Annotated in this window: 13 protein-coding genes; 4 read left to right on the forward strand and 9 right to left on the reverse strand. The window is 69.0% G+C overall.

The window, feature by feature from the left end:
- Positions 1–176: 176 nt before the first annotated feature.
- The gene (locus tag KUG43_RS10250) at positions 177–965 is read left to right on the forward strand and encodes a helicase DnaB (protein ID WP_502988600.1); all 789 of its coding nucleotides are present in this window, start codon (positions 177–179) and stop codon (positions 963–965) included.
- 10 nt (positions 966–975) lie between these two features.
- Here the strand turns inward: KUG43_RS10250 and KUG43_RS10255 are convergent, their stop codons facing one another.
- Genes KUG43_RS10255 through KUG43_RS10265 form a run of 3 tightly spaced genes read right to left on the reverse strand, consistent with a single transcriptional unit; the run spans position 976 to position 3,936 of the window.
- Positions 976–1,854: an N-acetylmuramoyl-L-alanine amidase gene (locus KUG43_RS10255; RefSeq protein WP_216908697.1), complete on the reverse strand. Its 879-nt coding sequence runs from the start codon at positions 1,852–1,854 to the stop codon at positions 976–978.
- Positions 1,851–3,599 carry a M61 family metallopeptidase gene (locus KUG43_RS10260; RefSeq protein WP_353617998.1) on the reverse strand — a complete coding sequence of 583 codons (1,749 nt, stop codon included), beginning with the start codon at positions 3,597–3,599 and terminating at the stop codon, positions 1,851–1,853. The genes KUG43_RS10255 and KUG43_RS10260 overlap by 4 nt, the downstream gene beginning before the upstream one ends.
- Positions 3,592–3,936, reverse strand: coding sequence for a DUF1257 domain-containing protein (locus tag KUG43_RS10265; protein ID WP_216908701.1), 345 nt, complete (start codon positions 3,934–3,936; stop codon positions 3,592–3,594). The genes KUG43_RS10260 and KUG43_RS10265 overlap by 8 nt, the downstream gene beginning before the upstream one ends.
- A gap of 7 nt (positions 3,937–3,943) precedes the next feature.
- On the opposite strand from KUG43_RS10265, the gene purN reads away from it, so the two are divergent.
- A complete protein-coding gene (purN, locus tag KUG43_RS10270) occupies positions 3,944–4,603 on the forward strand; it encodes a phosphoribosylglycinamide formyltransferase (RefSeq protein ID WP_216909058.1) in 660 nt (219 codons plus the stop codon).
- Here the strand turns inward: purN and argC are convergent.
- Entirely contained in the window at positions 4,594–5,658 is a 1,065-nt protein-coding gene (argC, locus tag KUG43_RS10275; RefSeq protein WP_216908703.1) for an N-acetyl-gamma-glutamyl-phosphate reductase, read from the reverse strand. The two genes, purN and argC, sit on opposite strands and share 10 nt — an antisense overlap.
- Positions 5,659–5,788: 130 nt before the next feature.
- Between argC and ribBA the strand changes: the two genes are divergently transcribed.
- Both ribBA and KUG43_RS10285 read left to right on the forward strand, forming a co-directional pair.
- The gene (ribBA, locus tag KUG43_RS10280) at positions 5,789–7,453 is read left to right on the forward strand and encodes a bifunctional 3,4-dihydroxy-2-butanone-4-phosphate synthase/GTP cyclohydrolase II (RefSeq protein ID WP_286194623.1); all 1,665 of its coding nucleotides are present in this window, start codon (positions 5,789–5,791) and stop codon (positions 7,451–7,453) included.
- Positions 7,454–7,615: 162 nt separating this feature from the next.
- A complete protein-coding gene (locus tag KUG43_RS10285; protein WP_216908705.1) occupies positions 7,616–10,183 on the forward strand; it encodes a hypothetical protein in 2,568 nt (855 codons plus the stop codon).
- 3 nt (positions 10,184–10,186) lie between these two features.
- On the opposite strand, the gene KUG43_RS10290 is transcribed toward KUG43_RS10285, so the two are convergent.
- From KUG43_RS10290 to KUG43_RS10310, 5 genes are all read right to left on the reverse strand, one after another.
- Entirely contained in the window at positions 10,187–11,638 is a 1,452-nt protein-coding gene (locus KUG43_RS10290) for a beta-barrel domain-containing protein (RefSeq protein WP_216908707.1), read from the reverse strand.
- Positions 11,635–14,733, reverse strand: coding sequence for a peptidase domain-containing ABC transporter (locus tag KUG43_RS10295; RefSeq protein ID WP_216908709.1), 3,099 nt, complete (start codon positions 14,731–14,733; stop codon positions 11,635–11,637). The genes KUG43_RS10290 and KUG43_RS10295 overlap by 4 nt, the downstream gene beginning before the upstream one ends.
- Before the next feature lie 3 nt (positions 14,734–14,736).
- A complete protein-coding gene (locus tag KUG43_RS10300) occupies positions 14,737–15,552 on the reverse strand; it encodes a peptidylprolyl isomerase (RefSeq protein WP_216908711.1) in 816 nt (271 codons plus the stop codon).
- A 49-nt stretch (positions 15,553–15,601) separates the two neighbouring features.
- On the reverse strand, positions 15,602–17,665 hold the full coding sequence (locus tag KUG43_RS10305) for a hypothetical protein (protein WP_216908713.1): 2,064 nt from the start codon (positions 17,663–17,665) through the stop codon (positions 15,602–15,604).
- Between the two features lie 91 nt (positions 17,666–17,756).
- Complete coding sequence (locus tag KUG43_RS10310; protein ID WP_216908715.1) at positions 17,757–20,450, reverse strand: beta strand repeat-containing protein; 2,694 nt, start codon at positions 20,448–20,450, stop codon at positions 17,757–17,759.
- Positions 20,451–21,116 lie beyond the last annotated feature (666 nt).

The raw sequence follows: 21,116 nt of genomic DNA on the forward strand, positions 1-21,116 counted from the left end.
GATGCGGGTCATCCGCCACAGGGTCCAGCGGTGAGAGCGCCCCAGACAGGCGGCCATTCTGGAAGTCTTCGTTACAATTGGTCTACAGAGCACTGTTTTGCTTGCTGTCGCGCCCCGCAGGAACTAGCTCCGTCCGCTCGCAGTGGCGGCTTCGTCCTGTCCTGCAGGGCGCCTCTTTGCTGGGGGCTGTCGCCCTGTGTCTGGTGCCCCTGCTGCGTGAACCCCAGCTTCAGGGTCCCCGACCCGTGCTGCTCACCGATGGCAAGCGTGGCGTTGACGCCTTCCCCCTGATCAGCCCCTCCACCAGTGAAGGTCTGCGGCCCGACCCGATCGATTTCAGCCCCGAGGAACTGCGGGAACTCAATCGCCGTTTCGGTGTCCACGGGCCCCAGCCCCGGCTGGCGCAGCTCTTCACCGAAGGCATCGACCAGCTCCAACCACTGCGGACCCACACCCTCGGGCGCCTCGAGGAGCTCAGGCCGGTGATCCTCAGCGAAAGCCGCCGGCACCAGATCAACCCGATGCTGGTGACCGCCGTTCTGTTCGATGAACTGCAGCACGCCAAGCCCGGCGAGGACCATCCCCTGGCGGCCCGCAGCGGCCTGTTCAGCACCCATGGACCTGCCCAGCTCAGCCTCGGTGAACTGGTGAAGCAGGGCCTGTTGCCGGCCAATGCCACCCAGGAGCAGATCGAAGAAGCGCGCATGGAGCTGCTCGATCCCGATCGCAACGTGCGGCTGCTGGTGGGCAAGTTCGTTCGCCTCAAGCAGGCCCTGGGTCTGGCCGACCGGGCCCTGTTGATGGCCAGCACCTCGCCCGCCGATGCCAAGGCGATGGCCACGCTGGCCTACCTGCACAACGGCAAGCTCGATTACCCCGCCCGGGTGCTCCGCTACATGCAGGACCCCGAACTGCACGCCCTCCTCTACGGCAGCCGCAAGCCGATCACCAGCCCGCTGATCTGAGCCGGCCCCATCAGCACAGAACACCGATCGAAGCCAGGCGCACCTGCAGCTCGCGCCAGTCGAAACTGCGCGGATCCATGCGCTCCCCACCCAGATCCACATGGCGGTGGGTGGTGATGTTGTTGGCCGGAATGCTGAAGCGACGCATCCAGCGGCCCAGAACGATCGCCAGGGCGTCGTACTGGGCGGCGGTATAGCCGCTGTGGGCCGCCTCCTGGTCCTCCCCGTCGATGGGGGTCTCCAGGCTCAGGTGCAGGGAGAAGTTGTTGATCGACCCCCCCACTTCCGGATTGGTGACCACCCAGCGGCCGTTGAAGGCGGAATTGCCGGACCCGAAGGCCCGCTTGGAGGGGTCGAGCACCTCCACCACCCGTCCGTCCAGACCGATGAGGGTGTGGTAGCTCACCTGGTCCTCGTCGCGGGGATGGGGCGTCATGAACGTGTTGATCGCCGAGTTGATGCCGTACACGGTCTCGTGCAGCACGACGACCTGGGGGGTGGGATCCAGCGGCTGGCCGAAGACATCCTGACGAAAGCGCTCGCCGTAGTTACTCGGGTCGATCCGCAGTCGGATGGTCTCGTAGCGGAGGCGTTCCGCCAGCGCGAGCAGGCGGCCGCGCAGCTGGGGATCGGCCTGGCAGGCGCCCCCCAGCGGGGCACGCCAGGCCGCATGGGGCGGTGGCAAGGCCTTGACCGGTGGGGTTTGCTGCGGCTGGCCGCCGGCGCCCGGGGACTGGCGCACCTCCTCCAGCAGGTCGAGCAGGGAGGAGCGCCCCCCGGCGTTGCCAGGGGCGCCGAACAGGTCGCGACCCAGCCAGGTGAGTCCGCCGATGCTCAGCACGCCAGCGCCTGCCACCGCCAGCACCAGGGGTCGCAGGGACGCACTCATGGCTGCAATGACAGCCAGCGCCGCCGGTTCAGGTCCGTGTGCTCGTTGGCCAGCAGCGGGTCGACCACCAGCTGCCAGCTGGCCACGGCAGGGGGTTCGGGCCGCAGCCTTGTGGTGCGCACCAGACCGTCACGGCAATAGAGCAGCTCCCGCTCTGACGGCGTCTTGACGTGGTCGATGGCCAGGCTCAGGTCGTCCGGCCGCCGCAGCCGCACACCATCGAGGGCCAGCAGCTCATCGCCGCTCTGCAGGCAGGCCCGTTCGGCCGGGCCGTCCCTGTGCACCCGCTTCAGGTGCATCGGCCTGTCCGCGGCGTCCTCCAGCAGCCAGCCGCAGAAGGACTCGCTCGCCGGCTTCGGTACCAGGGCCAGGCCCACGTCTGCCAGGTAACCGGCCAGATCGGGGTCGTCCGTGCTCTCCAACCAATGGGGCAGGAGCTCGGCCAGGTCGGCGGCCTGCTCGGCGAAGGCTTTCACCAGGTCGTCGTTCCGGTAGCCCCGGCCCCAGGCCCCATGGCTGCGCCAGAGGTCCCGCAACACCACGGCCAGGCAGGAACCCTGTCGCCGCAGATGCAGGTCGAGCATCAGGGCCACCACGGCCCCCTTGAGGTAGTAGCTGATCTGGCTGTCGGCCGAGGAGGCATCCTGCCGGTACAGCTTCACCCAGGCTTCTTCGGCGCTCTGCCGCAACCCCTGCACCCGACGACCGGGGGTGAGCAGGTAGCGGCTGAGGTCGGCCCCCAGATCTTCAAGCAGTTCGGCTTCCGTGCCGATGCCGGCCGCCAGGGGCAGCAGCAGGTCGAGGTAGGAGGTGACACCTTCGGCGAACCAAAGACCGGGCACGATCGTGACCCGGTCGTAGTCGATCGGCGTCAGTTCGGCGGGCCTGAGGCGGCGCACATTCCACTGGTGCAGGTACTCGTGGGCCACCAGTTGCAGCAGCTTGCGGCGACCCGCTGGGGCCGCCAGGGCCCGGCGGCCGAACTGCAGCACGCAGCTGTGGTCGTGCTCAAGGCCGCCATAGGCCTCGGCCAGAAGATGCAGCACGAACAGATAGTTGTCGCTCGCAGGCGCCGGCTCCCCCATCAGGCGGCAGCAGGCCACGGCGACCCGTTCCACGTCGGCGAGCCAGAGGGGATCGTCGGCGGGCAGGTCGGTACCCCAGGTGACCCATCGGTGCGGCACGCCGGCGACGTTGAACCGGTGGCACGGATGGGGGCCGGCCTCGACCGGACTGTCGATCAGCTGGTCGAAGTCGGCGGCGATCCAGGCGTTGTCAGCAGCGTTGGGCAGGGGAACGAAGGCCTGCCATCCCTCGGGCAACGCCAGTTCGAGTCGATGGGGGTGCCAGCGTTCGCCGCTCACCTGCAGCACCACCCCGGCCAGGGCCAGAAAGCCGTGGTCGGCACTGAGGTGGCAGGTGCGCACGCTCAGCTCCGTGGCCTGGAGGCGGTAGCGAATCACCAGTGGCGCCAGGCTGGTGAGCTCCAGGCGCCAGCAGGCCTCCGCCGCTCGCGCGCTGGCCACGGGGATCCCCCCCTGGTGCACCTGCAGGGCCTCCAGATGGCGGACGTAGTCGCGGATCAGGTAGGAGCCCGGCGTCCAGGCCGGCAGGCGCAGTTCCGGCTGCAGGCAACGGGGCGTGACATGCAGCGTGACCCTGACCAGGTGACGGTGGGGTTCACGCAGATCAAGCTGGACGGTGGGTCCGGCGACCGGATCTCGAAGGGGTGGGTCGTCAGACACGGAGCTCGATCGACGCCGTGGGGAGGGCCAGGCTGGCGTCCTGGAGGGCCGCTCTGGCGGCATAGGCCCGGGTGATCCGGCCCAGCAGCCGCTGCAGGGCGGTGTTGCGGCTGAGGCGCTGGAGATCGCCCACCACGGCCAGCGATCCATCCGACTGCCGGGTCCATCCCAGTCCCTGGCCATCCTGGAGCTGCAGCTGCAGCGTCACCGCCTGCCGTTCGCCACCGAAGCCGACGAGTTCACCGCCGCGGCGCCAGGGGAGGTTGAGGGAGGAGAGGGTGTCCGCCAGGACATCGGCATCCCGCAGCACGGTGGGCAGGATGGAGAGATGGGACATGGACGCAATGCCCGATTCCGCTGACCATAGCGATCCCAGCGGGACTCTCCAGTGGCCATTGCCACAGCCACTTCCGGCCGCGAAGGCACCACTGCGACTGGCGGTGATGGCCTCCGGCGAAGGAAGCAACTTCGAGGCCCTGGTGGAGGCCTGCCTGGAGGGGCGCCTGCAGGGGGACGTGGTCGTTCTGGCGGTGAACCGGGAGGGCTGCGGCGCCCAACGCCGGGCCGAACGGCTCGGCATTCCCTGCCAGGTGATCGACCACCGCCTGCAGCCGTCCCGGCAGGCCCTGGACGAGGCCCTGATCGCCCTGTTCCGGGCGCACCGGGTCGATCTGGTGGTGATGGCGGGCTGGATGCGGATCGTCACCCCGGTGCTGATCGAAGCCTTCCCGGATCGGCTGGTGAACATCCACCCCTCCCTGTTGCCCAGCTTCCGCGGCGCCGATGGGGTGGGTGAGGCCCTGGCCGCCAGGGTCACCCTGGCGGGCTGCACGGCCCACCTGGTGAGTGCCGACGTGGATGCGGGCACGATCCTGGTGCAGGCGGCGGTGCCGGTGCTGGCTGAGGACGACCGGCAGCGGCTCCACGCCCGCATCCAGAAGCAGGAGCACCGGATCCTGCCCCTGGCCGTCACCCTGGCCGCCCAGAGGTTGGCTCAGGGGTAGAAGGGCAGCAGCGGCAGTCCGGTGCCCGCCTCCAGGCCACTGAGCAGGTTGAGGCACTGCACCCCCTGGCCGGCCTGCCCCTTCACGAGGTTGTCGATGGCGCTCATGATGATCAGTTGGCCGGTCCGCGGGTCGACCTGCACCGAGAGCAGACAGCGGTTGGTGTTGCGCACCCATTTGGTGGAGGGGTAGGTCCCCACCGGCAGCACCTGCACCATGGGGCTGTGGCGGTAGGACGCCTTCAGCAGGGTCGTGCAGTCCTCGGCCGTGAGTCCGGGGTCCCGCAGCCGGCCGTAGACCGTGGCCAGCAGGCCGCGCACCATCGGCATCAGGTGGGGCGTGAACTGCAGCTGGATCGGCTGGCCCGCCGCCTGGGCCGCCAGTTGTTCGATCTCACTGGTGTGGCGATGGCCCACCACCCCATAGGGGGCGACCGCTTCGGCGGCTTCAGCCAGCAGCAGGTTCTCCTTGGCGGCCCGGCCGCCACCGGAGGTGCCCGTCTTGGCATCGATGACGATGCCGCCCGTCTCGATCAGTCCCTGCTCAAGGAACGGCAGCAGGGCCAGCAGGCTGGCCGTGGGAAAGCAACCGGGGGCCGCCACCAGGCGGGCCTCCCGGATGCGCGCCTCAGCCACTTCCACCAGGCCATACACCGCCTCCTGGCAGAGCTCGCTGTCCTGGCGGGACACCTGGCGAGCTTCGGCGGCGTACACCTCCTCCCACTGGGCCAGGGAGCGGTAGCGGTAGTCGGCCGACAGATCCACCACCCTGACGCCGCGCTGCAGCAGATCGGGAACCAGGCCGGCCGCCAGGCCGTTCGGCAGGCTCAGGACGGCCAGATCGGCGGCGGCAGCAATGGCCTCCGGATCCGGTGAGCGCACCACCAGGTCGTCCTCCAGGGGAAGGAAGGGCACCAGCTCACTCCAGCGCTTGCCCGTGCTGCGCTCACCGCCCAGAAAACTCACCGAGAGATGGGGGTGGCCCTGCAGCAGCCTGAGGGTCTGCAGTCCCCCGTAGCCGCTGGCACCGATCACCGCAACGCGCTGTCCAGCCATGCGGAACGCCGAAGAACGCTGGATCGTACCGGCACCCTATAAATAAGGTTCGATCCTTTCAGGGATCGGCCACGTCCATCGCCACGTCCGTCGCCCATGGGGGCGCAGGTCTTCCTTTTCTTTCCGTCCCTTGACCGTCCTGTCCGGCCCACGTCAGTCCACGGGCATTCACTTCGATGCCATCGCCGATGCCCTGGCGGCGATTCGCAACGGTGAATCGATCGTGGTGGTCGATGACGAGAACCGCGAAAATGAAGGTGATCTGATCTGTGCGGCCCAGTTCGCCACACCGCAGCAGATCAACTTCATGGCCACCGATGCCAGGGGACTGATCTGCCTGGCCATGGAAGGCGAACGGCTCGATGCCCTGGATCTGCCCCTGATGGTGGATCGCAACACCGACAGCAACCAGACCGCCTTCACAGTCAGCGTCGATGCGGGCCCGGAGCGAGGGGTGAGCACGGGCATCTCGGCCGACGACCGGGCCCGGACGATCCAGGTGGCGATCCATCCGGACTCGCGCCCCGCCGACCTGCGCCGTCCCGGCCATATCTTCCCCCTGCGGGCCCGCCAGGGCGGCGTGCTGCAACGGGCCGGCCACACCGAGGCAGCCGTCGACCTGGCCCGCCTGGCCGGGCTCTACCCCGCCGGTGTGATCTGCGAGATCCAGAACGCCGACGGCTCCATGGCCCGCCTGGCCCAGCTGGCCGACTACGCCCGCCACCACGGCCTGCGGCTGATCAGCATCGCCGATCTGATCCGCTACCGCCTCGACACCGAGCGGTTCGTGGCCCGCCAGGCGGAGGCCACCCTGCCCAGCAGCTTCGGCCAGTTCCGGGCGATCGGCTACCGCAACGAACTCGACGGCAGCGAGCACGTGGCGATCGTCAAGGGCTACCCCGAACGGGGCAGCGGCCCGGTGCTCGTGCGCGTCCACTCCGAGTGCCTCACCGGCGATGCCTTCGGCTCGCTCCGCTGCGACTGCCGCCCCCAGCTGGAGGCGGCCCTGCGCATGATCGAGTCGGCCGGGGAGGGGGTGGTGGTCTACCTGCGCCAGGAAGGGCGCGGCATCGGCCTGATCAACAAGCTCAAGGCCTACAGCCTCCAGGACGGCGGTCTGGACACGGTGGAAGCCAACGAGCGGCTGGGTTTCGCCGCCGATCTGCGCAATTACGGCGTCGGGGCCCAGATCCTCAGCGACCTCGGTGTGCGGCGCCTGCGGCTGATCACCAACAACCCCCGCAAGATCGCCGGACTGGGCGGCTACGGCCTGCAGGTGGTCGACCGGGTCCCCCTGGTGATGGACCCCGGCATCCACAACGCCGCCTACCTGCGCGTGAAGCGCACCAAACTGGGGCACCTGATGGATGTGGAGTCGCATGGACTCACGGCCGTGCTGGGCTGGCACGGCCCCGAGAATCCCCTTCTGGGGGCGAGTCGTCTTGAGAGCCTGCGGGAATGGGCTCGCCTCAAGGGCCTGCTGCTGGAACGGGAGGAGGATCCTCGTCTGCTGGCCCTGCTGAACCGTCCCGGCCTGGCCCTGTTGCTCGCCGCCTACCAGAACCGTCAGCTCACCGCCGCCGACCTGGCCGGTCCGCTGATGGAGATGGCCCGCTGGCAGGGCACCTCCGGGGTGAGTCTCCTGCTGGCCCCCGACGCCCGCCGAAAGGGCCACCCGAGCATCGACCTGGAGCCGGAGCGCCGCCAGCTGAACGACCTGGCTCCGGCGGCGGCCCCTAACATGACCTGCCCGCTGCTCAACCTCACCCCCGGAGCTTTCATCGTCTGGAGCTGAGGCGGGAGCGCCGGGCGATTGCGAAGGGTGAAGGCGGTAGCCATGATCACAGCGTCTTTGCACCACTCCATCGATCCAGGCCAGAAAAGCGGCTAGGGGTGGAAGGGAAGCTCAGCGAAAGGCAAGGTGATGGTTCAGTCCGTCCGCCGTTTCGGCAAAGCGTTGAGTCTCCGGAACGATTCCGGCCGACTGTCCCTGGAGAGCGTGCTAAGCGGAACGGCCCTGTGGCTGGCCGTTCTCTACCTGATGCAGGACGTGGCCGAGGCGGCGGGCCCCGTGCAGGGGGACCAGCCCTCCCCCGATGGGTTCGCCGGTGGCGGGGATCCCGGCAACGGGGGCGGCGCGGACTCTGCCCCCCGAGGGGGAGCGGATGACTCCCGCGGGGCGCTGGGTGCCCCGGCGCCTCCCGCCGAGACCGTCGGGGCCGACGGGATCGCCGCCGGGGAACTCCCGGCGGCGGTGAGCGGCCCGGGGCGCTGGAGGCCGCCGTCGGGGGGCGAGGGGCCGACGGCCGGCGCCCCCGCCAGCCTCTCCCAGGACCTGGCGCCCACCGCGGCCCGCTCCCTGGCTGCCGGCTCCTCCGCCCTGCCCCTGGCCGGCTCTGCGGCCCAGAGCGATGCCCCCCGCCCCACCGCATCGCCATCCGCGACCGGGAGGGGCCCGGGCGGGGAGACCGCCGCTGCCGATGGCGTTGCCACGACCACGGTCATGGCCATGGCCGCTGAGCCCGAAATCCCCTCGCTCAGGGTTGTGCTGCGCAGTCAGGAAGGCATCGTCAGCCGCTCGGTGGAGGGCGTGGCCAGCACCAGCTTCCGGAACGAACTCGGGTCGATCAACGACGCGGTGATCGACCTGCGCAACGTCGCCACCCCCCTGGTGGAGGTGAGCTCCGACCAGCAGCTCAGCCAGCTCAGCCTTTCGGTGCTCAATGACGCCGATCTGACGATGGAGAGCCGGAACACCGGTCTGAATCAGACGCGGCTGCTGTTCGGGCCCGAGACCAACGACATCCGCCTGAAGGTCTCCGACGTCATCGACCTCGCCCTGCTGGCCGGCGGAACCGCCCGGGGACAGATCCTGGAGTCGCTCATCGGCATGCTGGACAGCCAGCTCCAGGACACCGGCGGTGGCGGTACCCTCGAGCTCAGCAGCCTGGCCCGATTCCAGCTCAGGGCCCCGACGGCCCCGGAGAACCGTCAGCTGGGGATCGACCTGCTCGCCCAGGCGATGCAGAACAGCTCCATCCTCCTGGGGGACGGGGACGACAGGGTCACCATCTCCAGCGGATTCCAGGACCTGGAAGGCTCGGGCCCTGGCCTGATCCTTGACATCCCCTCCCCCCAGGCCGGAGAGGACGATGGCTCCCTGCAGCTGCGGGCCCGCGCCCTTGGACTGGTCGACAGCCTGCTGGATGCGGGAGGCGGCGATGATCTGGTCAGCATCAACGTCCGGCTCGAGGGCCCGGACGGACGGGACGGCGAACTCCAGCGGATCGCCCTGGTGAATTCGGACGTGTTCCTTGGGGATGGTGATGACCAGCTGAGCGTGGAGGGTGCCGTGATCGATTCCCGCATCGCCTTGGGAGGCGGCTCCAACGGGATGCTGATCAACGGCGACGTAGCGGCGTCCACCGTGGAGCTGGCGCCGGATTCCAGCAATGACATTCGCCTGGCGGACGGCGATGACGAATTGACCGTAACCCTGGCACCCGGGGAACGGGCGGCATTGACGCTCGACACGGCGGCGGGGGATGACCTGATCCTGCTTCCCGCGGAGGCCCTGTCCGGGTCCGTCGACGGGGGCGCGGGGGTCGACACGCTCAGGAATGTTTCCGGCACCGGCACCACCGAGGAACCTCGTCCGGAGGATCAGGGAAGCGACCCCCTGCAGGTCCGTGTGGATGGCACCGGAGATGGAACCATCGGATCGCTCAGCTTCCAAGGAATGGAGAACCTCGCTCTCGGCGACGGGGATGCGGTGGTGTCGGTGGGGGCCCGCGGAGCGCTCGATGGGGTGCTGGAGGCGGGGACCGGTTTCGATGAGCTCGATTACGGCGCTTGGCAGGAGCCGGTGAGCGTCGATCTCCGCCAGGGTGAGGCCAGCGGCATCCTGGGGGGTATCAGCGGCTTCGAGGCGGCCTGGGGCGGGGCGGGAGACGACCGGCTGGTCGCCGCCGCCGACACCGTGCAGCTCGAGGGCGGGGACGGAGACGACACGTTCGAGCTGGATCTTTCCGCCCTTTCTCCGGCCGGGACAGCACCGGCCGCCGCCCTGGTGGTGGGTGGCGGCCAGGGTCGCGATCACTTCGTCCTGGCAGGCATGGAGGCCATCCGTACCATGGCGGCCGGTAGCGACCGCGTCCTCCCTGTGCTGGCCGACCTGGAACGCAGCCCGGACCCGGCAGCCGATGGCATCGGTCTCACCGACCTGGTGTCCTGGCGACTGGGTGGCGTCCTGCCTGGGTCGGTGGGGGAAGTGATCGACCTGACGCCCGCGGGGCTCGACGGGATCGGCCAGGCCCGGCTGCTGCCGATCGCTCCCCTCGATCAGCTGGTCGCCGGCATGGACGCCCGCAGCACCTTGATCGACCAGCTGGCGATCGCCACCGGAGAGCTGGGCAGCCGGCTGGTGCTGCTGGGCTCCGACAGGAGCGTGACGGCCCTCGCCGAACTGCCGGCCCTGCGCTCAACCGGCCTCCCCGCCGATGGTGGCACGATGGCGGTGGCTTAGCGGTCAGCGGATGGTACGGGTGGCGTCCAGGAAGCCTCCCACCCGATCGTTGAGCAGGGCCAGCACTGGCCTCGTGCCCAGCTGCACCATTCCCGTCACCGCCATGCCGGCCTGGAGGGGATAGGACTGGTCCCTCCGACCCAGGCTGGTGCGGTCGAGGCGCACGATCGCGGGGAAGGACTCCTGCCCCGTGCGCTGGTCAGGGGGCAGTGCATCCGCCCCCACCCTCACCACGGTGCCGTGAAGGGAACCGTAATCGGTGAAAGGGAGCGAGGTCACTCGCACGTCCACCGGCATCCCCGGCCGCAGGAAGGCGATGTCCCGGTTGGAGATCGCCAGTTCGGCCTCCAGCCCCTCCTGCCCCACCAGCTTCAGCAGGGGCCGGCCGGGGGTCGGAAGTTCTCCGGCCCTGGCCTGGAGGTCGAACACCCTCCCCGGACGGGGCGCCAACACCCTTCCGAGGCGGAGACGCTCCTCCACCTGGCCCAGCCGGGTGGTGGTCTCCAGCAGACGCTGGCGGGCCTCGTCGTAGCGATCCCATAGTCGACGGGTGTTTTCGGTGCCCACCTGTTCCTGGTTGGTCAAGCTCTCGACCACCCCGCTGCCGGCGGCGGCCAGCTGCTGCTCGGTGCGGCGGATGGTGCTCAGCAGATCCATCTGGCGCTCATCCTGACGCTCCAGCTCCAGGTGGGAGATCGCGCCCTCCCGGGCCAGCTGGGCCATGCGGGCGCGGATGTTGGCATTCAGGGCGTAGCGGGCCCGAAGAGCCTCCAGCACGTCGGCCTGTTCCCGCTCACCGGCCTGGCTGCGTCGCAGCCGCTGCAGGGCCACCCGATGCCGCAGCTGGATGTCCCTGCGCTCCAGGGCCAGCACCTGCCGCTCCTCCCGGCTGCTCCCCGGCAGGGGAGGGAGGTTCAGCTGCCGGGCGGCCTGGTTCACCTGCCTGCGCCAGAGATCGGCCTGGGCCAGCAGGTCGCGGCGCTCGCGGCGGGCCTGCCGGCTGTCGAATTCCACCAGCACGTCGCCGGTCTTCACCGTCTGTCCGTCCCGGACCCGGACCGTCAGGACCGGTGCGGTGAACGGGGGAAGCACCGCGAGGGTGCCACCGATGGGACGCAGCTTGCCCGTGGTGCTGATCGAGGAATCGATCCGGGCCACGGAGCCGTAGATCACACCGAACCCGGTAAGTCCGATCAGGCTCCAGACGATGGCGCGGCTCCAGCCGCGGGTGGAGCGGGGCAGATGGGTGCGGCGACGACTGCGGGAGAGGCGCACCAGGGGCAGGGTGGCCGCCTCGGGGGGGGCGAGGGTGGCCGTGCGAGTGGCCTGGCCGCCGTGAACCTGGACCGTGGCGTGACTGGGGCCGTGACCGTTGCCGTTGCCGTTGCCATGGCCATTGGCATGGCCGTTGCCATTGGTGAGGCCCGTGCCCTTGCCGTTGCTGGAGGGACTCATGGTTCGATCGCTCCTGGGGGGATGACCGGATGGGCTCGCCCCCCCGTGGCCACCGCCAGGGGCGGCGGGGCGGGAACGGGGGAACTGCCCGAGGAGGAGCGCCCCTGCTGGCGGAAGAGCGCGTAGTAGGGCCCGCGGGCCGCCATCATCTCGTCATGGGTGCCCACCTCGAGCACGGCACCCTGACCCATGCAGACGATTATGTCGGCCTTCACGATCGAGGAGAGCCGGTGGGTGATGAACAGCACCGTGCAGCCCTGCAGGGCCTGCATCAGGTTTTCACTCACCACCCGTTCGGTCTGGTAGTCGAGGGCTGAGGTGGCCTCATCCATGATCAGCAGCCGGGGACGCTGCAGGATCGTGCGGGCAATGGCGATGCGTTGGCGCTGGCCGCCGGAGAGGCTGCTGCCCCGTTCGCCGACTTCGGTGGCATAGCCGGCCGGCAACTCCATGATGAAGTCGTGGGCGGCGGCGATGCGGGCGGCCTCGATCACCTCCTCGGTGCTGGCCTCCGGGTTGGTGAGGGTGATGTTCTCCTCCACCGAACCGTCGAACAGCACCGTGTCCTGGGGAACGATGCCGAGCTGCCGGCGCAGGGAATGGAGTTCCACCTTGGCGATGTCGATGCCGTCGACCAGCACCACCCCCTCCTCCGGGGCATACAGCCTCGCCAGCAGCTTGGTGAGGGTGCTCTTGCCCGATCCGCTGGTGCCCACGATGGCCACAAAGGTGCCCCGGGGGATCTCCAGGTTCAGGCCCTTGAGCAGCAGGGGAGAGGAGGACTTGTAACGGAAGGAGATGGACCGGAAGCTGATCTCCCCCTGGATCGGGGGCATGATCAGCCGGGTGGCATTGTCGGCGGGAGCCTCCTGGGGATGGTCGATCACATCGCTGAGGCGCTCCAGTGACAGGGCCGTCTCCTGCACGGACTGCCAGATGGAGGTCATGCGCAGCAGGGGGCCGGTGACATAGCCCGCGATGATGCGGAAGGCGATCAGTTCCCCCAGGCTCAGGGATCCGGACAGCACCATGCCGGCACCGGCCCAGATGACGATCAGACCGGAGAGTTTGTTGAGAAATCCGCTGATCGAGCTGGCCGTGGTTCCCACCAGCGTGTTGTCGAATCCATCCGCTACGTAATCGGTGTACAGGTCCTGCCACTTCCAGCGACTGCGCAGTTCGATGTTCTGCGCCTTCACCGTCATCATGCTGCTGAGCACCTCCACCAGGTGGCTCTGGGTGCGGGCATTGGCCACGGCCCGGTTCTGAAGCTGGAGACGCACGATCGGGGACACCACCAGCACCAGCAGCACCAGGAAGGGCACCACCGCCAGGGTCAGGAGGGTCAGCTGCCAGCTGTAGATCAGCATCACCCCGATGTACAGAACGGAGAAGATGGCATCGAGGATGGTGGTCAGGGCGGTACCGGTGAGGAAGCCGCGCACCTTCTCCAGTTCAGCGATGCGGCTGCTCACTTCCCCCACCGGCCGCCGGTCGAAGTAGCTCAGGGGGAGACGAAGCAGATGATCGATGATCTGGGTTCCCAGGCTCAGGTCGATGCGGTTCGTGGTGTCCACGAACAGGAAGGTACGCAGGCACAGGAGCAGACCCTCGAACAGGGCGAAGACCACCAGCAGCACTCCCAGGACCCCGAGGGCACTGGGGCTGTTGTTGATGATCACCTTGTCGATCACCTGCTGGATGAGTAGCGGATTGACCAGACCGAAGAGCTGCACAAAGAAGCTGGCCAGCAGCACCTCCATCAGCACCGCGCGGTGCTGGCGCAGGGCCGGCAGGAACCAGCGGAAGCCGAAGCGGCGCTGCGGCGTCAGATCGTTCACCCGCAGCGTCAGCACATCCCCCGACTCCCCCCACTGCTCGCGGAAGTCGGCCAGCGAGAGCTCCTGGTTGCCGACGGCCGGAATCCCCAGCACCAGCGACTTGGCACTGCAGCGGTAGACCACCGCCAGACCATCACCCCAGCGGATCATGAGGGGGGGTGTCAGCCGGGGCAGGGCCTCCGCCTGGATCGACAGCATCTGGGTCTGCAGGCCCATCGATTCGGCCACGGCACCGGCCAGTGGCAGGGACGATTCGCCGTGCCGCTGCACCTGATCGCCGAACACGCGGCGCGTCATGTCGCGGCGGAAGGGCAGGTTGAGATGCTGGCTCAGCATCAGGAAGGCGGCGATCGGCGACTCCAGCGGCCCGATGCCCCTCACCCATGGGAAGGCGTCGGGCCCCAGCCGGTCAGCGTCGGCCGCCTCGATCGCCACGCTGACGTCGATGGGCTCCGCCGCGGTGATCGCGGCGGGCTCCAGGGTCCGGCGCTGCTGCTCCCAGCGGGCGAGCAGCCTGGCGTGCCAGCCGTTGCCGGCCCCGCCGGTCTCCTCGGAGGCCGGTGGCTCCAGGATGGCGGCCAGTCGCTGACGGTCGAGGCCCAGCAGCCGAAGGGGGGCCCCGGCCTCGATGGGCTCCTCGCTGGTGAACGACTGGCCGAGGGGCAGCGCCCCCCCCGCCACCAGCCACAGCCGTTCTCCCTGCAGAGGGGGGAGGGCTGGGTCTGCGGCCGTCCAGGTCAGGGCGACGCTGTCGTCCGCCAGCTGGGTCGCCGCTTCCACCACCTCCTGGGAGAGGGCCCGGGGATAGTCCTGCAGGTGGGCGTCGAGGACCCCGAACAGCTCCGACGCACTGACGCTGCTCCGGACGCGCTGGGCCAGGGCCGGGTGGCGCGCCATCTCCCGCTGCAGGGCCTCATGGGGAAGGGCCACCACCACCAGATCGGTGGAGGCGATCAGGGTCTCCCAGCAGCGTCCGCAGCTGACCAGGGTCCAGCCCATCACAGTGCCCGGCTGCAGCCGCTGCAGCGTGGCCACACCCCGGGACAGTCGGCTGGAGAAGACCACGGCCCGGGCCGTCCCCTCCAGCAGGAAATAGAGCCGGGTCGGCGGCTGGTCGACCCGGCAGATGGGCTGACCCTGCTGAAAACGCTGCAGCTGGGCCTGGGCGGCGAGGCGCTCCAGCCCCTCCTCCGGTTGGTCGGCCAGAAAAGGGAAGCAGCGCAGCAATTCCTCGATGCGGGTGGTGGTGGCCATGGCTCAGCCTCCCGCCACGGCCAGGGCCGGAGCCGGCACCGGAGCCAGCGGGCCCTGCTCCGCCGCGAGGGAGCGGCGCAGCTCCGCCAGGGCCGCTTCGATGCAGGACTGCAGGTCCGGCTGCAGCAGTTCCTCGAGCAGCCGGTGGCGCAGGTCCTCGGTCAGGCTGGCGGGTCGGCGATGTTCGAGCCGCACCAGCAGCACCGCCTGGTCCAGCAGGAAGGGGGGATGGATGTCCCCCACCGCCAGGGTGCCCAGGACCCCACGCAGGGTGGGGTGAAGCTGGGAGCGTTCGATCGGGCCGACGATCCCGCGGGTGACGCTCTCGTCCCCGAGGGAATAGCGGCTGGCCAGGTCGCCGAAGCCAGCGCCGTCATCGACCAGCCGGAGATAGAGCTCCTCGGCCAGTCCCTGCTGGGGCAGGCGCAGGAGGCGGAACACCACCTGCTCCAGGTCTGCACGGCGTTCGAGGAAGTGGGCCTCCACCCGGTCGCCGTAGCGATCTGCCAAGGCCTTCTGGTGGCGGAGGTGATTCCACCGCTGCCGCACCGTGTCCCGCAGGTTCTCGGGCAGGGTGGCGATCCAGTCGCCCTCCAGGCTGGAGGGCGGGGTGCAGGGCAACCCTGCACAGACCCGTGCCAGCACCGCCTGCCGTTCCTCCTCCGTGAAGCGTGCCTCCTCGCGCAGGCTCTTCAGGGCCAGGTCCCGGGCCAGCGTCTGGAGCAGGCCGTGCTGCTCGAGCAGCTCGAGCAGCGGCTGCCGAGCCATGGCCTCGAAGGAGCTGCGGAGGTCGAGGTGGAGGCGGGAATGAGGAAGCATGGGGCAAAGCCGCGGGGAACGATCGGAACCGGGAGGGGCACCCCCCCCCTCAGCTGCCGCTGCCGAAGTGGATGTTGGCCTTGGTGAGGGCGCCCGGATCGGCCATGTTCACGGTGCCGAGGCTCTGGCTTCCCTTCGACCAGTCGCCGTCGGCATCGAACATCAGCTGGCGGGTGTCGGTGGCATAGGCCAGCGAGGGGGAGCCGATGCCGAGCGAGCGGATGTCCGCCAGGGTTCCCACCACCACCCCCAGCTGGCTGTTCGCCGGACCGTCGCGCACCACCAGCTGGGCGCCCTGCACACCGAACAGTGCGCCCTGGGTCTCCCAGAGATTCTGGGTGAGGGAGCCCAGGGAACTGCTCAGCTCCAGGATGTCGCCGCGGCTGGCATCAAAATTGTTCATCGTGTCGGCACGGAGCACCTGGCTGCCCTGGAGCAGCTCACCGCTCTGCCAGAGGCCCTGTTTCTGCTGGGTCCCCAGTCCCGCCCAGAAGGCGGGATCGGCGAGCCGCTCCGCGAAGGACGCCCCGGGAGCGGCGCTGCGGCTGGCAGCATCCAGGGCCGCCCCGGCATTGGACTGCAGAAAGGTGTTCTGGCCGTTGCCGCCCACCACCAGGTCCTGGCCGAAACCGCCGTCCAGCAGGTTGCCGTCGCCTGCGGCCACATCCACTTTGTCGTTGCCGAAACCGCCGTTGAGCCGGTTGCCCAAGGCCAGCTGACTCACCTGGACGCTGTCATTGCCGAAGCCCCCATCAAGAAAGGAGCTGCGGGCCCTCTGCAGAAGGATGGCGTCATTGTCGCTGCCGGTGTCGATCCGGCTGCCACTGGCGGAGCCAGACACCCCATCGCTGCCGGAACCGGTGTGGATGAGGCTGTTGCGAATGCCGTCGAAGCCCCCCGGTCCTCCGATCAGAGCGGAGGCATCGAGGAAGGTGGTGGGTGAGAGCGTGCCATCCCCATTGGCATCCACCCCGGAATCCTGCTCAGTGAGGATCCGGCCGATCACCACATCGTTGCCGGAGCCGGTGAGCACCGTGGAACGGTCGATGCCCGCCGCATCCATCGAGGGAAGCAGGCCTACGGCCGGCGGCGCGGCGAAGCCGCCCATGGCCACCACGGTGGCATCGCCGCCGTTGCTCTGGATGTCGCTGCCCAGGATGCCGATGCCGCGCAAGCTGCCCAGCGTCACCGCCTCCGGTGCCGCAGGGATGGCGGCCGGGGCAGCCTCCAGCAGGGCCAGACCGGATCCCGTGAACAGCACGGCACCGCTGCCGGGGCCCCGCAGGGCGGCATGGTCGATGCCGATGGCCGTGGCCGAAAGGTCGGCCGGCAGGGCAGCGGTCGGTGGTGCGCCGGCCAGGCCCAGGGTGGCGGCGGCCAAACCACCGACCAGGGCGGGGGATCCCGGGCCCGGAGACAGGGCCATGACCCGATACCCCTCAATGCCCCGGGCATCGGCCACGGCCCGGGCACTCGTGGCGACGGGACCCGGGTCCAGGTCGAGATCGGCGCTGGCGAGCACCGAGGCTACGGGCTGGCCGTAGAAGGTGGGGAGGGAGCCGTTCGCAAGGGGGTCGGCGCCGGGAGTTCCCTCCAGTCCCCGCACCGTGGCGAGGGCGCTCAACTGGGCGGCCAGCGGTGGGTTGGCCTGGGGCGCCAGCAGCGAGCGGGTGGCCGCCGCCGCCGCCGCCCGCAGGGGATCGGCAGGGTTGCCGATCCGCAGGACGCCGCCACCGCGGGAGACGAGATTGATGTTGGCGAGGCCGACGTTGACCGCCGTAGCCTCGGCGCTGTTCTGATTGCGGCCCGTGGTGCTGGCCGAGGCGTCGGCAGCGCCGGTGAGCGATCCACCTCCGGTGACCACCGAAAGGCCGGGACTGTTGAAGAAGGCCGCATCGTCGGGGGCGGTGAAGAACCGACTGGAGCCGAGGCCCAGGCCCAGGGCGGAGGCGATCGCGCCGATGGGCTGGGAGGTTGGCTGCACCACCCGGTTGCTGGCCTGGGCGCTGGGGGAAATGGTGAGCTGGAGGCCACCCCCGAGGAAGGTGGTGCCGGGATCGAGGCGCAGGGCCAGGGCCCGCGACAGGGCGGTGGTGATGGGTTGGAACGCCATGGGGAGCGACAGGCGCAGGGACCGAGAAGGAGGCGGAGAGGAGGCCGGATCAGGGGATCCGGCCCCCGGGAGAGACCTCTCAGGCGAGGGGTCAGACCGTCACGGTGGACGCCATGGCGATCGTGTCGCTCACGGCCGAGGCGGTGATGTTGCCGCTCTGAGCGATGTTGACGTGGTAACCGCTCAGGCCCACCGCGTTGCTGTTGGCGGTGGCGGTGGCTGCACCGGTGGTGGTGGAAGCCATCACGATGTTGCTGAGCACCGCAGTGGCCGTCAGATCACCGCTGAGGCTTGCGGTGTTCCCGCGCCCCAGCAGGCCCGCCACCGTCACGTAGGCAGTGGCGTCCGCATCCCCGTTGACGTTGGTGGCGTCGGTCCGGTAGGTGCCGGTGCCCTGGGCCGTCACGTTGTCGGCGGAGAGATTGACCTTCTTGATGCCCACCACGAGGGCATCGGTCATGCCGGTGGCCAGCCCGGTGATCGTGTTGGCGGCGCCGACGGCGCTGCCGGTGCCCGTGCCGGTGATGTTGCCGGAGAGGCCGGGTCCGATCGAGCTGCCGCGGCTGCCCTTGATACCGATGGCGGTGGATTCCACATCGGTGGAGGCGTCCCCGGTGGTCGTGGTGGCCAACACGTTGGGAGCCGTGGCGGAAGCGGTGCCGGTGATGTTGCCGGTGGTCCCGATCGAGATCGGGGTGCCGCTGCCCAGATGGATGCCGATCGCCTTGAGTTCGGATTCGCCGGTGGCGTCGCCGGTGACGGCGGCGGCCGTGGTGCCCTGGTCGGCGGCCGAGGCCGTGCCGGTCACGTTGCCGGCCTGACCGATGGAGATCCTCACATCGTTGTTGATGCCCTTGGCGGTCAGGGAGGTTTCGGCGTCGGCATCACCGGTGGTGGTGCTGGCCGAGGCCGTGCCGGTGAGGCCGGCGCTGCCGCTCACGTTGCCGTTGGTGCCGACCGTGATCTCGCTGTCCCTGATGCCATAACCCTTCATGGCGGCATCGGAGGTGGCATCCCCCGTGACCGAGCTCGCCGTGGCCGCCACGCTGCCGGTGGCCGCCGCCGCCACGCTGCCGGCCTTTCCGATCGAGACCGGAGCCCGGTTAAGACCGATCACCTTGGCGGTGCCGTCCCCCCCTGCCTGGGCGGTGGAATCTCCGGTGACCGCAGACGCGGCCGCGGTGAGGCCGGAGGACGCGGTGGCATTGAAGACACCACTTCCGACGATGCTCTCCCCGATGGAGAGGCTGCCCTTGTTGAAGCCCACCACCTTGGAGTCGACGCCGGCCGAAGCGTTGCTGCCGGAGGTGGTGGTGACGCCAGTGGCCGTGGCGCTGGCCAGGAGGCCGGCGTCGGCCACGGGATCGGTGGCATCCTTGCCCACCGTCACCTTGGTGTCATGAACACCGGCGACGAAGTCGCCATTGGCCGCACTGGCCGCCGGATCACCGCCGGAGGTGGTGCTCTGGGCCGTGGCCGCCTGCTGGCTGAAGGCCTGGGCGAACAGACGGGTCGCGTTTTCCCCGATGGCCAGCTTGTCGATGGCGATGCCCACCACGTTGGAGTGGTTGGTGGTCGCCGTGACGTCCTGCATCTCGGGGGCCGTCACCGACGTGGCCGTGGCGATGCTGGTGCCGACACCGGCCGCCTGGACATCACCGTTCTTGCCGATGGTGAGGGTGCTGGGGGCTTCGGAAGGACCGGCACCGGGAAGGTTGTTGACATCGACGATGCCGCCGATGGTCTTGATGCCGACGGTCGCGTTGGCGGGGCCGGTGGTCGTGGCGGCCACGGCATTGGCATCCGAGGTGCCCTGGGCCGCCACCACGCCGTTCTCGCCGAAGCTGATGGCGAGCCCGCCCGTCGACTTCATCAGCGACTCGGCCTGGACGTCTTCGCCTCCAGAGCCGTTGGTGGTCTTGGTCTCGCCGATGGCGATGCCGGCCACCAGCTTGGCCAGGCTCTCGGCATTGGCCGCCCCGGTGACGCTGTTGGCGGTGGCGTTGAACACACCGTCACCGAACGCCGTGGCGACTCCGCTGTTGCCGAAGGCGATCTTCATGGGACCAGAAAGGCCGCCGTAATCGCCGTTCTGGGACGAGACGGCCGCCTCGGGGGCGGGTGCCTCCCCATCCGACGGGGGAGGGGGAGTGGTGGAGCCGAGCTTCCCGCCACTGGCATAGATGCCCACCACCTTGGCGGAGTAATCACCGGCGGTGGCGGTGGCATTGCCTGTCCCGGGGGGCAGCCCCACCGACTGGGCCGCCGCGGTGTTGGTGGCGGTGGCGCTGGCATCCAGGCTGGTCCCGTTGCCGGCGTTGAGGCCGACGTTCTTGATGCCGAAGACCTTGCCGGTGTTGGCCGTGGCGGTGGTGGCGCCATCCACAGCGGTGGCCGCGGCGGCCGCGTCGTTGGTGGCCGTCGCCGTCACCACCGCATCGGTACCGATCAGGATCTGATTGGGACGGTGTCTGCTGTTGATGATCCCGCCGGTGGGTCCGTCGTTGCTGGCGCTGGCGGTGGCATCGCCGGTGGTGGTGGTGGCGGCGGCGCCCACCGATCCGTTTTCGGTGGCATTGAGGGTGCCGGCGGTGCCGATCCTGATCTTGCTGTTCAGGATCGCGGCCTGGGCCGTGGTCCTCGCCGTGGCACTGGCGTCACCGGAGACGACGTTGTCGATGGCGGGGGTGGTGGACGTTGCCGAAGCCGTCAGGACCGTGCTGGTGCCGACCTCGATCTTGGACTTCTCAATCCCGACGGTGCGGGTGGTGTTGGTGGCGGTCATGATTGCGAAGGATGAAGGTACTTTTAGTCCTGTAATCCCAGAAGGGCAAGGCAGAAGTTGTCAGCCGGGCCGCCCTCCACTCCTATCACCATTGCCACAAGTCGATCCACTGGAGAAATGTGCTTATTTGCTCCAATTCAGCACATCTGCAGCAGATCGACAGGAACATTTTGAGACGTGTCTTTTCATAAAGTCGTGTTCATGAACCACGCGATTGTCAGACGCCGCAGATTTCTTTGATCCTGTCTTCCATTCATTGATGAAAAACGTGCAGAGAATGAACGGCTGAAAGCCTCATCGAAGCCATGCGGAAGGGCATGGACTGCTGGGGTCTCCGGCCACAGGAAAGCGGCCCAGACCCGTTGGTCTGTCTCGGTTGCTACGGATCAGCCCCTACGCTGTCCATGGTCTTCCATGGCTCCGGCTTCGCTGTCCATCAGATGGATGATGGCGGCCACTCCTGCGGCCATGGGGTGCGGAGGCTGCTGCCTCTCGGTCCCGCTCCGGCTGGATCAGACTCCGTTGAACGCTCTGCCGGCGGCCAGGCCGTTCGATCGGAGCCTTTGCTGCATCATCGCATCGATCAGAAACGGTAATCGTCCATACAGCCCACAGATTGCCTGCGCGTATGTAACAGACGCGGGGTTATCCCGGCAAGACTTCTCC

This window comes from Synechococcus sp. CCY 0621, assembly GCF_019038465.1.
Taxonomy (GTDB): Bacteria; Cyanobacteriota; Cyanobacteriia; order PCC-6307; family Cyanobiaceae; genus Cyanobium.